This is a genomic window from Microbacterium sp. ZW T2_14, assembly GCF_044987405.1.
In the GTDB taxonomy this organism is placed as follows: Bacteria; Actinomycetota; Actinomycetes; order Actinomycetales; family Microbacteriaceae; genus Microbacterium.
This window is the reverse complement of the sequence record NZ_JBJDRK010000083.1, coordinates 1-12,831: the sequence shown is the minus strand read 5'-3', so window position 1 is coordinate 12,831 and position 12,831 is coordinate 1. Positions and strand designations below refer to the sequence as shown.

Below are 12,831 nucleotides of genomic sequence, written 5' to 3'. Positions count from 1 at the left end.
GTCATCGACGACGTCTCGGCGCTGCCGGCCCTCCTCGGAATCGACGCCTGACGTGGCGTCGGCGGCCATGGCCCCCGTGGTCGCCTCGCGCGACGTGCGCCTCGCGCCGCCCGCCACCGCCATGGTGTGGCTCGGGCCCGGGCGACCCCACGAGGCGATCGCCGTCCCCGGCGTGAGGCTGGACGTGGGCGACGTGCTCGTGGAGCTGGAGCTCGCGACGGTCTGCGGCTCGGACGTGCACACCGTCTCGGGGCATCGCAAGGCCCCGACGCCGCTGGTGCTGGGCCACGAGTACGTCGGACGCGTGGTCGAGGTGCTCGACGACGTGAGGGCCGTCGACGGTGTGGCGATCGGCGTGGGCGACCGCGTCGTGTGGTCGATCATGGCATCCTGCGGCTCCTGCGATCGGTGTCGGCGCGGCCTGCCGCAGAAGTGCCGCGAGCTGCGCAAGTACGGTCACGAGCGGCTCGTCGCGCGGTGGGAGCTGTCGGGGGGCTTCGCCACGCATGTGCACCTGCGCGCGGGCACAGCGATCGTGCGCGTCGGCGAGTCGATCCCCGCCGCGGTGCTCGCGCCGGCGGCGTGTGCGACCGCGACCGCGTGGGCGGCGGTGGACCGGGCCGCCGACATCATCGACATCGAAGGCGCGACCGTGCTGGTGACGGGCGCCGGCCTGATCGGGCTCACCGCCACGGCGATCGCGACGCGGGCCGGCGCCCGCGTGATCGTCGCCGATCCCGACCCGTCGCGGCGCACGCTGGCCCGGTCGTTCGGCGCCGCCGCGATCATCGACCCGGCGGAATCCGGGTCCCTGGCCCGGGCACTGCGACGGCTGCGCGCGAGCGAGCTCGACATCGCGATCGAGGCCTCGGGAGCGGCCGCAGCGGTCTCCACGGCACTCGACGAGATCGGCGTCGGGGGCGTCGTCGTGCTCGTCGGCAGCGTTTCACCGGGTCCGTCGTACGCCCTGGATCCCGAACGCACGGTCCGTAACCTCACGACCGTCCGCGGGGTGCACAACTACGACCCGGCGGATCTGGCCGGCGCGATCCGCTTCCTCGAGGAGCACGCGCACCGTTATCCCTTCGCGCAGCTCGTGGGGCGCCCGCACCCGCTGTCGCAGCTCGACGCTGCGCTGGAACGCGCCGCGGCGGGCGCCGATGTGCGGGTCGCGATCGACCCCCGGCTCTGACCCGGCGCCGCCCGGCGTCACGTCATCGGTCGCTGAGCTTGTCGAAGCGCCTCGTGCGGTCACTGGGCCTGGTCCGGTCGCTGGGCCTGGTCCGGTCGCTGAGCTTGTCGAAGCGCCTCGTCCGGTCGCTGAGCTTGTCGAAGCGCCTCGTCCGGTCGCTGAGCTTGTCGAAGCGCCTCGTCCGGTCGCTGAGCTTGTCGAAGCGTCCTGCGAAGGGCTCAGGGCGCGGGTCGCGAAAGCCCGGGAAGGTCGGATCCGCGGCCTTGGATGAGAGCCTCCTTCTTGGTGCGCGACCAACCCTGCAACTGCTTCTCGCGGTGGAAGGCATCCTCTATCCGTCCGAAATCCTCGGCGTAGACCAGAACCACCGGCCGACGCCTCCGCGTGAAGTTCGCCGCACGTGCATCGTCGTGGTTGTGTTCCCATACCCGGGCCTCGAGCGCCTTGTCGGTGCTGCCCGTGTAATAGCTGCCGTCCCGGCAGCGGAGGATGTATGTCCAAGCCATGTGCATACTCTGCGCCCGCAGTTGCGTGACGGGGACAGAGCGGACGGGATCTGTGTACAGACTCCGAAGGGGACGCTGTGCGCAGGAGGCCATGGGTCGAGACTGGAGGGTGAGGGCCGGGGGCTTTGCGGTGCGGACCCTTCGACAGGCACATGGGCCGAGGGCTGAGGGAGCGGAGGGTGAGGGCCGCGGGCTTTGCGGTGTGGGCCCTTCGACAGGCTCAGGGACCGGGGGTGACGTGTGCAGGCCCTTCGACAAGCTCAGGGACCGGCAGTTGAGGACCGGGGACGCCATGTCCGACCCGGCCGTCACCACCCGCTGCGGGTCGGCGTGTGGCCCTCGCGCGCGTCGTCGGGCATCGCCATCTCGGCGCGCACGCCGAGCAGGCGGATGGGGCGGCCGGGCTCGATCTTCGCGACGAGCTCCATCGTCCGTGCGCGAACGATCGCGCGGTCGGCGGTCGAGGGGATCTTCTTGGTGAAGGTCTTCGTGAGGAACGGCGCGTAGCGCACCTTGAGCCCGAGGCCCACGACCGGACGATCGTCGGCCGCCACCTCGTCCAGCACCTCGTCGAGCAGGATCCTGGCGGCCGCCTCGATCTCGGCGGGATCGACGATGTCGGCCTGGAACGTGGTCTCCTTGCTGTGCCCGCGGGCGACCCAGGGCGTGTCGTCGACGACGGCCGAGCCGTCGCCGCGGCCGAGCTGCCGGTACCAGAGCCCCATCCGCGGCCCGAACTCGCCCGTCAGCGCGGAGTCACCCGCGACGGCGAGCTCGGCGACGGTGCGGATGCCGAGCAGGGCGAGCCGCTTAGACACCTTGGAACCGACGCCCCAGAGCTCGATCGTGGGACGGTCGCCCATGACCTCGAGCCAGTTGTCGGCGGTGAGCCGGAAGGTGCCACGCGGCTTGCCGAAGCCGGTCGCGACCTTGGCGCGCACGAGCGTGTCGCCGATGCCGACGGAGCAGTGCAGCCGCGTGCGGTCGAGCACGTCCTGCTGCAGACGGCGGGCGTACGCCTCGGGGTCGTCCGTCTCGGTGCCGACGAACGCCTCATCCCAGCCGAGCACCTGCACCACGGCGCCCGGCTGGTCGCGCAGCGTCGCCATGACCTGTTCCGATGCGGCCAGGTAAAGGGGTGCGTCGACCGGCAGGATGACGGCATCCGGAACCTTCCGCGCCGCGATGCGCAGCGGCATGCCCGACCCGACGCCGAACGCGCGCGCCTCGTACGACGCGGTCGAGACGACCGCGCGTTCCGTGGGATCCCCGCGCCCCCCGACGATGACCGGCTTGCCGGCGAGCTCCGGCCGGCGCAGCACCTCCACTGCCGCGATGAACTGGTCCATGTCGACGTGCAGCACCCACGGCCTGACCGCAGTGGCCGGCACCGCGGCATCCGCATTCATGCCCCCGCCTCTCGCGACCGGCGCATGCCCCGAGACTAGGCCGCATCGCCGACAGCGTGCAGGCGCAGGCGCCCGGGGGTCCCGCTTCGTCTCGCCGGCGCTCGCTCAGCGCCCGTATCCTGCCGAGGCTCAGTCCAGGGTCGCGATGAGGCGCTCGGCCGCGGCGCGCGCGGTCGCCGTACCGGTCGCCGCCGAGGCGATGTCGCTCAGGAAGACGTTGTGCAGCGCGATGCCGACGACGCCGTAGGCCACGGACGCGCATGCGGCGGCGTCGGCGGCCGGGTGTTCGGCGCCCAGGAGTTCGGCGAGCGCGTGGTGCGTGCCCTGGTAGGCGGATACGAGCAGGCCGGCGAGCACGGGATCGGTGCGGGCCGCCTCGACGAACCCGAGCACGACGGCGTTCTCGTTGCCGGGCGACGCGAACTCGTCGCCGAACAGGAAGTCGAGGGCGCGCGCGACATCGCGCGTTCCCGCCGGCAGCATCGAGTCGCCTTCGGCGCCTTCGTAGTAGAACCGGCGGGCGCTCTCGCGGAGCAGCTCCTCGCGATTTCCGACGAAGTGCCGCACGTGTCCCCGTGACATGCCGGCCTCTTCGGCGATGCGCTCGAGGCTGGCTCCGGTGATGCCGTGGGCGGCGATGGTGCGGATCGTCGCGTCGACGATCTGCTGCGTGCGCTCCTCGGCGACGGACGGTCGAGCCATCGAAACCTCCTTCTCGCACCATAGTGCGTCAGGTCACAGTTTATTGTCTAGTCAGACTTGACTAACAACGCGACGATCCCTACGGTTGCTCTCATCCCGCTCGCAGAGGAGTCGTCAGTGCCCCAGATCGTCCATGTCGGACCCGCGCCCGTCAGCCCCGCCGCCCGCGAGGAGCGCGTGAGCATGCGTGACGGCGTGCTCCTCGCGACGGACGTGTACCTGCCGGGCGCCCCGGCGGCGCCCGACGCGACGCCCGGCGACACGATCCTGATCCGGCTGCCGTACGACAAGAGCGGCGAGTACACGTTCATCCCGCTGATCGCCGAGTACTTCACCGACCGCGGCTACCGCGTCGTCGCCCAGGACGTGCGGGGCAAGTTCCGCTCCGAGGGCGACGCACTCCTGTTCGTCAACGAGGTCGACGACGGCCACGACACGATCGATTGGATCGTGCGGCAGGCGTGGTCCAACGGCCGCGTCGCGATGTGGGGCGACAGCTACTACGGCTACACGCAGTGGGCGGCGGTGGCGTCGCAGCATCCCGCGCTGAAGGCCATCGCCCCGCGGGTGACCGGGACCATGCTCGGGGAACCGGTCCGAGCCGCCGTGGGGGAGCGGACGCGGCCCGTCGAGTGGGCGATCACCTACCTCTACCCGCTGACCTACTTCCACTCCCAGGACGCCTACTTCTGGGAGCTCGACCCGGTCCTGCGCCCGTTCAGCGCCCAGGCCGAGGAGGTCCTGGCGGAGCTCGGCTCGCGCTCGCTCTCGTACGACCAGTGGTATCCGCACGCCGTGCACCTGCCGCGATTCCCGTTCGCGAGCCCGTTCGACGCGCGTCCCGTGCCGACCCTGCACACGATCGGCTGGTGGGACAACTGCGCGCCGCTGTCGTGGGCCGACGTCGCCGAGATCGAGAAGCGACCCGCGTGGGCGCTGAACCACTTCCTCCGCATCGAATCCATGGACCACGAGTCGTACTACCTCGACGACCCGCTCACGGCGCGCGTCGAGGAGCGCGGCGACGAGCAGATCCGTGCGGAACTGCCACGGATGCTGCAACCCGCGGTCGACTTCTTCGAGGTGTTCGTGCGGGGTCGAGGCCGGGCGTCCGACATCCCGCGGGTCAGCTGGAATCTGGCCGGCACCTCGGGCATGCGGGCCTCGGAGACGTGGCCTCCGTCGCAGGCGGTCACGCGCACGCTGTACGCGCACGCGAGCGGAGGGCTCTCGACCGAGGCTCCGGATGCCGCGACCGAGCTCGAGTGGCTGCACGACCCCGAACAGCTCGTGCCCTCGAGTGTGCCGAACGCGTTCGCCTTCCTGCTCTTCCAGCCCGACGAGGCTGCGCTGGGCGCGCGGGCCGATGTGCTGTCGTTCACCACCGAGGCGTTCGCCCGCGACGTCGATCTGGCGGGGCCCGTGCGGGTCGCGGCATCCGTCTCGTCCGACGGTCCGGTGATGGATGTCTTCGCGCGGCTGCTCGATCTGGCGCCCGACGGCACGGCCTTGCGGATCGCGCGCGGCCAGGTCGACGTCACCGACGCCCGAGACCCCGCGAACGTCGACATCGACCTGGGACAGCTGGGCTATCGCGTGCACGCCGGGCACCGACTGCGCCTGCACGTGCACTCGAGCGACTTCCCCGAATTCCTGCCGCAGCCGGGCACCGGCGAGGAGCCGTGGGGCGCCGTGGCCACCACGACCAACCGGCAGCGCGTCGTGCTCGGCGGCGGCGAGCCGCTGCGCGTCATCCTGACAGTTCTGCCCGACACCCGAGCCGAGGAGGCCCGTCCATGAACGAACCCGTGCTGGAGTTCGCATTCGAGATCCGCGTCGATATCGCCCCGTACCTGCGCATCGGCCGCAGTGCCGACGAGGAGTTGAGCTTCACCCCGATCGCGGGCGGGACGGTCGCCGGACCGCTGCTCAACGGCGAGGTGCTGCCGGGAGGCGGCGACTGGGCGGTCGAGCGGTCGGGCACCGCCCAGCTGGAGGCGCGGTATCTGCTGCGCGCCGACGACGGCGCGGTCATCGACATCATCAACCGCGGCTACTACCGGGCATCGGCCGAGGTGATCGCGCGCGTCGAGGCCGGGGAGAACGTCCCCGAGACGGAGTACTACTTCCGCACCGCGCCGGTGTTCCAGACGGATGCCGCGCCCCACCGCTGGCTGGCCGAGCACCAGTTCATCGGGCTCGCGCGCGACGAGGACGGCCAGGTGTGCGTCCGGGTCTACGTGGTGCGCTGATGCACGCTCGTGCGCGGCTGCGCCGAGAGGGTCGCGTGGATCACGTGACGCAGCTGCGGCTCGTCCCACCGCGCCGGGTCCTCGGAGCTGGCGACATACGACCCGCGCACGAGCAGGTAGGCGAGCCCGGCGACGTGCTCGGGGTCGGCGTAACCGGCGCGCCGTGCCTCCTCGAGCAGGCCGCGCTGGAAGTCCGCCGTCTCGCGGTGAAGAGCCGCGCGGAGGTCGGGCTCGCGGTCGGCGTTGGCGACGATCTCGAGGATCAGCGCGCGCAGCACCGGCTCGTCGGGACCCGTCGTGAGCGACCACTCGATGACGGCTGCGAAACGGTCCTCCGGCGCGGCAGCAGCCAGCGACGCCTCGAGCGTGGTCTGCCAGCGGTCGCGCCCGTGATCGAGGGCGTTCAGGATGAGCGCCGCCCGCGAGGGCAGGTAGTTCGTGACCAGCGTGGTCGAGCCCCCGAGCTCCTTCGCGACCGAGCGGATCGTGACGGCGTGCGAGCCGCCGGATCGGGCGACGCGGATCGTCGCGGCGGCGATGTCTGCGAGCCGCTGATCGGCGTCTACCTCCCGGGGCATGACACCCACCTTATTCACGCCCGTAACATAAATGCAACGTTGATGTACAACAGTGTTGTACTACCCTGAGGGATACCGCGGCGACGGCGCCGCGATCTGTGATCTCCCTCGACCGACCCGAAAGGAACCGAGATGAGAAACCGAGGCAAGGCCGCCACGGTCGTCGCAGCCGCTGCGGCCCTGGTGCTGCTCGCGGGATGCACGCCCCGCGACGTCGAGACGTCGCCGACCGGCGATGAGACGTCCGCACCCATCGAGCTCGTCGACGCGCTGCCCGCGGGCACGACCGAGGTCGACGAGGTGACGTGGGCCCTCGTGGAGGGCGAGCCGCGCTCGCTCGTACCGGGCGCCGACTACAACTTCGTCCAGCCGAACCTGTGCGACAGCCTGCTGCGCGTGCAGCCCGACTTCACGGTCGAAGCCGGGATCGCGGAGACCGCCGACTGGGTCGATCCGGTGACGTTCGTCATCGACATCCGCCCGGGCGTGATGTTCTGGGACGGGACGCCGGTGACGCCGCAGGACGTGGTGTACAGCCTCGAACGCCACCACTCCGACGTCACGTCGGCCTTCTACGGCGCCTTCGTGCTCGTCGCGCCGGAGGGCGGGATCGAGGTCACCGGCGAGAACCAGGTGACGGTGCACTTCGTGGCCCCCGACTCGACGTTCCGCGACGCCATCGCCGGCGGCGCCGGCGCGGTGCTGAGCAAGGCCGTGGGCGAGGCCCAGGGGCCGGCGCTGGGCACTTCCGGCGGCGAGCTGATGTGTGCGGGACCCTACGAGCTCGAGAGCTGGACGCCCGGAAGCGAGATCGTCACGGTCGCCAACGAGGACTACTGGGACGGTGCGCCGCTGGTGAAGAAGCTCACCTACCGGTTCATCTCCGACGGCACCACGCTCACGAACGCGCTCCTGGAGGGCGAGGTCGACGGAGCGTTCAACGTGGCGCCGGGCAGCCGCAGCGCGTTCGAGTCGTCCGACAAGGGCCGACTGGTCATCGGCCCCTCCACGGCGTCGTTCTCGTTCGGTCCCACCCGTGACACCGGAGCGGGGGCGAATCCCCTGATCCGCCAGGCGCTGAGCCTCGCGATCGACCGGCAGCAGTACATCTCCACGGTGCTGCACGGGCTGGGTCAGCCGCAGAGCACCTTCGTCGCCCCGTTCTCGTGGTCGGGCTCGTCGGCGGCCGACGTGTACCAGGCGGGCTACGACGCCCTCGCAGCGCCCGAGGTGGACCTCGACTCCGCGAAGAAGCTCGTCGAGGAATCGGGCGAGGACACCTCGGTGCCCCTGCGCCTCGCGATCCCTGCGGGCAGCAAGGAGCTGTCGCAGACCGCGGCGATCGTGCAGAGCGCCGCCGGGCAGATCGGCCTGACGATCGAGATCGATGAGCGGCAGCCGGCGGACTTCGCCGCGATCTTCCTGCCCGCCCCCGGCCCCCGCGAGAACATCGACTTCGTCGCGACGACGGGCTACACCGAGACGCCGGGCGTACTCGCCTACCCGCAGCTGTTCCTGCTCCCGGCCGAGATGGGCGGCATCTTCAACTGGACCGGCTACGCGAACCCCGACGTCACCGCCGGGCTCGAGGCCGCGCGCACCACCCCGGATGCAACGGGCGCGGCCGAGGCGTACGTCGGTGCGCAGGAGATCTTCGCGCCCGACCTGCTGCAGGTGACACTCGCGGGCTCGTACCACACGACCTTCCTGAGCGACGAGCTGAGCGGTGTCGTGACCTCGGTCGCGGCGTACTCCAGCCCGTGGGCACAGCACCTCGGCGGCAAGTGATCGGCGCGTCACCGCGCAACGGAGAGGGATGACGATGAACGCCAGCGTTGCCCGGCAGCTGCTGGGAAAGCTCGGAGGGCTGGTGCTCACCCTGTTCCTGGCGAGCATCGTCATCTTCTCCGCGGTCCTGCTCACCCCCGGCGACCCGGTCGTCGCGCTCGCCGGGGGTCTGCGCCCGACGCCGGAGATGGTCGCGGCCATCAAGGCGGAGTACCACCTCGACCAGCCGGTGTGGGTGCAGTACTTCTTCTGGATCACGGGGGTGCTCGGCGGCGACCTCGGCACGTCCTTCGTGTACAAGACGCCGGTCGTCGAGCTCATCGCGCCGCGCTTCGGGATCACCCTGTTGCTCGTGCTCTACACGCTGGTGCTCATCGCGGTGTTCGGCGTCGGCTCCGGCATCCTGGCCGCCACACGAGGGCGGGGAACCGACCGTGCCGTGCTCGTCGCCACTGCGTTCGGCGTCGCCCTGCCGACCTTCGTCGTGGCGATCCTGCTCATCTGGATCTTCGGCCGCGTGCTCGGCTGGTTCCCGGTGTACGGCGCCGGCGAAGGGCTTCTCGACAACCTCTACCACCTGACCCTGCCGGCGATCTCGCTGTCGGTGCTGTACATCGCCTACCTCAGCAGGATCACGCGCGGTGCGGTGGTCGGGCAGCTGCTCTCCGAGCACGTCGACACCGCCCGCGTGCGCGGCATCCCGCGCGGTCGGATCTTCCGGCATCACGTGTTCCTCAACGCGTCGCCGCAGATCCTCGCGATCTCGGGCGCCACCGTCGCAGGGCTCTTCGCCGCCTCCGCCATCGCCGAGCAGGCGTTCGGACTGGGCGGGCTCGGCTCGCTGCTGACCGAGGCGGCCGCCCGCAAGGACCTCCCGGTCGTGCAGGTGATCTCGCTCCTGTTCGTGATCCTGTTCGTCGTCTTCAACGCGGCGGCCGATATCGCGATCGCCCTGATCGACCCGGATTCCGTCAAGCCGAGGAGGAACGCATGAGCGTCGCCCAGCTCGCCGGCGGCCGCGTCCCGACCTTCGCCCGTCGCCTGGCCGTGCGCGATCCGCTGCTGATCGCGGCCGGCATCGTGATGATCGGCATCCTGGGCATGGCGCTGTTCGGCCCGCTGCTCGCCCCGTACGACCCGAACCAGCTCTACGTCGGACCGGTCGCGGCGCCGCCCTCGCCCGCCCACTGGATGGGCACCGACGACCTCGGCCGCGACATCCTGTCGCGCGTCCTCGTCGGCGCCCGCCCGAGCGTGGTCGGACCGATCCTCGTCGTGCTCGCCTCGTCGCTCCTCGGCACGCTGATCGCCATCGTGTCCGCGTGGTTCGGCGGATGGGTGGACGGCGCGAGCTCGCGGCTGATCGAGGTCATCTTCGCCATCCCGGGCCTCGTGCTCGCGGTGCTCGCCGTGTCCATGTTCGGCAAGGGGCTCATCGCGCCCATCGTCGCCCTGTCGATCGCCTACATCCCGATCGTCTCGCGCCTGGTGCGCGCCTCAGCGCGGCAGGAGCTCTCGAAGCCGTACGTCGCCGCCCTGCGGATCCAGGGTGTCGGATCGTTCGCCATCTGCTTCCGCCACCTGGTTCCCGCCCTCCTGCCGGCCGTGCTCGCGCAGTCCACGGTGGGCTTCGGCTACGCGATGCTCGACCTCGCCGCGATCTCGTACCTCGGCCTCGGGGCTCAGCCCCCGGCATCCGACTGGGGTGTCATGATCGCCGCCGGGCAGCCGTCGCTGCTCGTCGGCGCGCCCGAGCAGTCGATGTTCCCGGCGGCGCTCGTGGTCGTCACGGTGCTCGCGGTCAACATCCTGGGCGCACGCGTGACCACATGGGCCGAAGGAGCCGACCGATGACCGCTCTCGTGCTCGAACTCGATCAGGTGTCGATCGCCGCGCCGGCGCCCGACCTTCGGCGACAGTCTCAGCAACCGCGGATGCTCGTGCACGACTGCACGCTGCAGGTGCGTGCCGGCGAGGCACTGGGCCTGGTGGGCGAGTCGGGGTCGGGCAAGACGCTGTCGGTGCGGGCCGTCGCCGGACTCCTTCCCCCGGGCTTCACCGTGGGCGGCACGATCCGCATCGATGGCGAGGACATCTCGACGCTCCCGCCGCGGCGTCTGCGCGACATCCGCGCGCGGCGCCTGGGCATGGTGTTCCAGACGCCGCGGGCGCACCTCAACCCGCTGCGCACCATCGGCGACTTCATGACGGAGGCGCTCGTCTCGGTCGCGGGGGAGAAGCCGGATGCCGCGGACCGGCGCGCGCAGGACCTGCTCGCCGAGGTCGGCATCCCGGATCCGGCGCGCCGGATGCGCCAGCGGCCGGGCGACCTGTCGGGTGGACTGCTGCAGCGCGTGATGATCGCGGCGACCCTCGCGATGGATCCGCCGATCCTGCTCGCCGACGAGATCACGACGGCACTCGACGTGACCACGCAGGAGGAGGTGATGGCGGTGATCGCCGACCTCCGCCGCCACCGCGACCTCGCACTGCTGTTCATCACGCACGACCTGGCGCTGGCCGGCGCCGTCTGCGACCGCGTCGCGGTCATGCAGCACGGGCGCACGGTCGAGACGCTGCGGGCGGCGACGATGCGGCAGGACGCCTCGGATCCGTACACGCAGCGCCTGCTGTCGGCCACCCTGCCGGGTGACCTGATCGCGGACCGCATCGGGGTCGAGGCGCCGGTGCTGTCCGTCGGCGGTCTGCGCAAGACGTTCCCGGTGCGTTCGCCGCGCGGCGGCCGCGAGCAGTTCGTGGCGGTCGACGATGTCGGCTTCACGCTGGCGCGAGGCGGCTCGCTGGGCATCGTCGGCGAGTCCGGCTCGGGCAAGTCCACGACCGCTCGCATCATCTGCGGGCTCGAGACGGCGGATGCCGGCTCGGTCACCGTCAAGGGCGCCGACTGGACCAGGCCGGCCCGGAGCGCGGCCGACCGGCGGGCTCGGGCGCGCATCGCTCAGATGGTGTTCCAGGACCCGTACCAGTCCCTCGACCCCCGCCAGACGGTGCGTCAGTGTCTGTCGGAGGCGGTCGCCGTGCATCGGCGCGGCATCGGCCGCGCCGAGCTCGACGCCCGCGTCGACGAACTCATGGCCGCCGTGATGCTCGCGCCGGCGCTGGCCGCACAGCGACCCCGTTCACTGTCGGGCGGCCAGCGGCAGCGTGTCGCGATCGCGCGGGCGCTCGCCGCCGAACCCGAGATCCTGGTCCTCGACGAGGCGGTCTCGGCGCTGGACGTCACGACGCAGGTCGAGATCCTGACGCTGCTCGACGGCATCCGTCGCACCACCGGTGTCGCGCTGCTGATGATCTCGCACGACCTGACCACCGTTCGCCGGCTCTGCGACCACGTCGTCGTGATGAAGTCCGGTGCGGTCGTGGAGCAGGGCCCCATCGCCGACGTCCTCGACCGCCCGCACGCGGAGTACACCCGGACGCTGCTCGACTCGATCCCGCGGGCCGGCTGGGTACCGCGGCGCCGGCTCCCCGCACGCACGTCCGCCCTGCCGACCGTCGCGACCGCGACGACCAAGATCCCTACGCCCCGAGGAGAGAGATGACCGACCGAGACCTGTGGCAGCTCAGCATGCGCGAGATCGCGGATGCTGTGCGCTCGCGTTCGACGACCGCACGCGCCGTGATCGACGCCCACCTGGACCGCATCGACGCGGTGAACCCTGCGGTGAACGCGCTCACCGTCGTGTTCCACGAGCGGGCACGCGCCCTTGCCGATGCCGTCGACGCGGCGCTCGACGCCGGGGAGACCGTCGGGTCGCTGGCCGGCGTGCCCTTCACCGTGAAGGAGAACATCGACCTGACCTGGTCGGCGAGCACCAGCGGCTGGCCGTTCATGGCGGAGGCGGTCCCCGCCAAGGACGCCACGATGGTCCGCCGCCTGCTCGAGGCGGGCGCGATCCCGATCGGCCGCGGCAACATGCCCGACTGGGGCCTGCGCTGGGACACCGACAACGACCTGTTCGGTCGCACGCTCAACCCCTGGGACCCGTTCCGGGTGCCGGGCGGATCGAGCGGCGGCGACGCGGTCGCCGTGGCGACCGGCATGACACCGCTCGGCCTCGGCAACGACTACGGCGGGTCGCTGCGGCTGCCCGCTTACGCCGCCGGGGTGTGCGCGCTGCGCCCGTCGGCCGGCCGCATCCCCGCGCCGATGGCCGACGTCACGGAACCCGTGTCGCTGTCGCTGCAGTTCTTCGCCGTGAACGGGCCGATCGCCCGGACCGTCGACGACCTCGACGCCGCATTCACCGTCATGCACGGCGCCGACCATCTCGGTGGTCGAGATCTGGCGCCACAGCGTCGCAGCCTCCTCGATCAGCGGCGGCTCGACGTCGTCGACGGCCCAACCGGCCGCGGCCAGCGCCGCCGCCGCTGATCGAGGAG

General features: G+C 71.3%; 12 protein-coding genes. 8 read left to right on the top strand and 4 right to left on the bottom strand.

The genetic code is table 11. The annotated features are described in order from the left end of the window. Positions 1–67: 67 nt before the first annotated feature. Complete coding sequence (locus ACI3KY_RS19025) at positions 68–1,192, top strand: zinc-binding dehydrogenase (protein WP_404931699.1); 1,125 nt, start codon at positions 68–70, stop codon at positions 1,190–1,192. A 218-nt stretch (positions 1,193–1,410) separates the two neighbouring features. Here ACI3KY_RS19025 and ACI3KY_RS19020 read toward each other — a convergent pair whose 3' ends face one another. The 3 genes from ACI3KY_RS19020 to ACI3KY_RS19010 all read right to left on the bottom strand — a co-directional run bounded on the left by ACI3KY_RS19020 (position 1,411) and on the right by ACI3KY_RS19010 (position 3,809). Further along, positions 1,411–1,698 carry a GIY-YIG nuclease family protein gene (locus tag ACI3KY_RS19020; RefSeq protein ID WP_404931698.1) on the bottom strand — a complete coding sequence of 96 codons (288 nt, stop codon included), beginning with the start codon at positions 1,696–1,698 and terminating at the stop codon, positions 1,411–1,413. A gap of 308 nt (positions 1,699–2,006) precedes the next feature. Continuing rightward, positions 2,007–3,107, bottom strand: a complete 1,101-nt coding sequence (locus ACI3KY_RS19015; RefSeq protein ID WP_404931697.1) for a DNA polymerase IV — start codon at positions 3,105–3,107, stop codon at positions 2,007–2,009. A 129-nt stretch (positions 3,108–3,236) separates the two neighbouring features. Beyond that, positions 3,237–3,809 carry a TetR/AcrR family transcriptional regulator gene (locus ACI3KY_RS19010; RefSeq protein WP_404931696.1) on the bottom strand — a complete coding sequence of 191 codons (573 nt, stop codon included), beginning with the start codon at positions 3,807–3,809 and terminating at the stop codon, positions 3,237–3,239. Between the two features lie 117 nt (positions 3,810–3,926). Here ACI3KY_RS19010 and ACI3KY_RS19005 point away from each other — a divergent pair, with 117 nt between their 5' ends. Together ACI3KY_RS19005 and ACI3KY_RS19000 are read left to right on the top strand one after the other, a co-directional pair. Further along, positions 3,927–5,609: a CocE/NonD family hydrolase gene (locus ACI3KY_RS19005; RefSeq protein WP_404931695.1), complete on the top strand. Its 1,683-nt coding sequence runs from the start codon at positions 3,927–3,929 to the stop codon at positions 5,607–5,609. Then, a complete protein-coding gene (locus ACI3KY_RS19000; protein WP_404931694.1) occupies positions 5,606–6,061 on the top strand; it encodes a DUF3237 domain-containing protein in 456 nt (151 codons plus the stop codon). Before ACI3KY_RS19005 ends, ACI3KY_RS19000 begins: the two co-directional genes overlap by 4 nt. On the opposite strand, the gene ACI3KY_RS18995 is transcribed toward ACI3KY_RS19000, so the two are convergent. Beyond that, positions 6,046–6,639: a TetR/AcrR family transcriptional regulator gene (locus ACI3KY_RS18995; RefSeq protein WP_404931693.1), complete on the bottom strand. Its 594-nt coding sequence runs from the start codon at positions 6,637–6,639 to the stop codon at positions 6,046–6,048. The two genes, ACI3KY_RS19000 and ACI3KY_RS18995, sit on opposite strands and share 16 nt — an antisense overlap. A 132-nt stretch (positions 6,640–6,771) precedes the next feature. Here ACI3KY_RS18995 and ACI3KY_RS18990 point away from each other — a divergent pair, with 132 nt between their 5' ends. From ACI3KY_RS18990 to ACI3KY_RS18970, 5 genes are read left to right on the top strand one after another with little or no spacing between them, the layout of a single operon-like run. Then, positions 6,772–8,427, top strand: coding sequence for an ABC transporter substrate-binding protein (locus ACI3KY_RS18990; protein WP_404931692.1), 1,656 nt, complete (start codon positions 6,772–6,774; stop codon positions 8,425–8,427). Positions 8,428–8,461: 34 nt separating this feature from the next. After that, a complete protein-coding gene (locus ACI3KY_RS18985) occupies positions 8,462–9,421 on the top strand; it encodes an ABC transporter permease (RefSeq protein ID WP_404931691.1) in 960 nt (319 codons plus the stop codon). Beyond that, positions 9,418–10,281, top strand: a complete 864-nt coding sequence (locus ACI3KY_RS18980) for an ABC transporter permease (protein ID WP_404931690.1) — start codon at positions 9,418–9,420, stop codon at positions 10,279–10,281. The genes ACI3KY_RS18985 and ACI3KY_RS18980 overlap by 4 nt, the downstream gene beginning before the upstream one ends. Further along, positions 10,278–11,990 (top strand): nickel ABC transporter ATP-binding protein NikE, encoded by a 1,713-nt coding sequence (gene nikE, locus ACI3KY_RS18975; protein ID WP_404931689.1) that lies wholly within the window; start codon positions 10,278–10,280, stop codon positions 11,988–11,990. The genes ACI3KY_RS18980 and nikE overlap by 4 nt, the downstream gene beginning before the upstream one ends. Continuing rightward, the gene (locus ACI3KY_RS18970) at positions 11,987–12,823 is read left to right on the top strand and encodes an amidase (RefSeq protein WP_404931688.1); all 837 of its coding nucleotides are present in this window, start codon (positions 11,987–11,989) and stop codon (positions 12,821–12,823) included. Before nikE ends, ACI3KY_RS18970 begins: the two co-directional genes overlap by 4 nt. Positions 12,824–12,831: the final 8 nt, after the last annotated feature.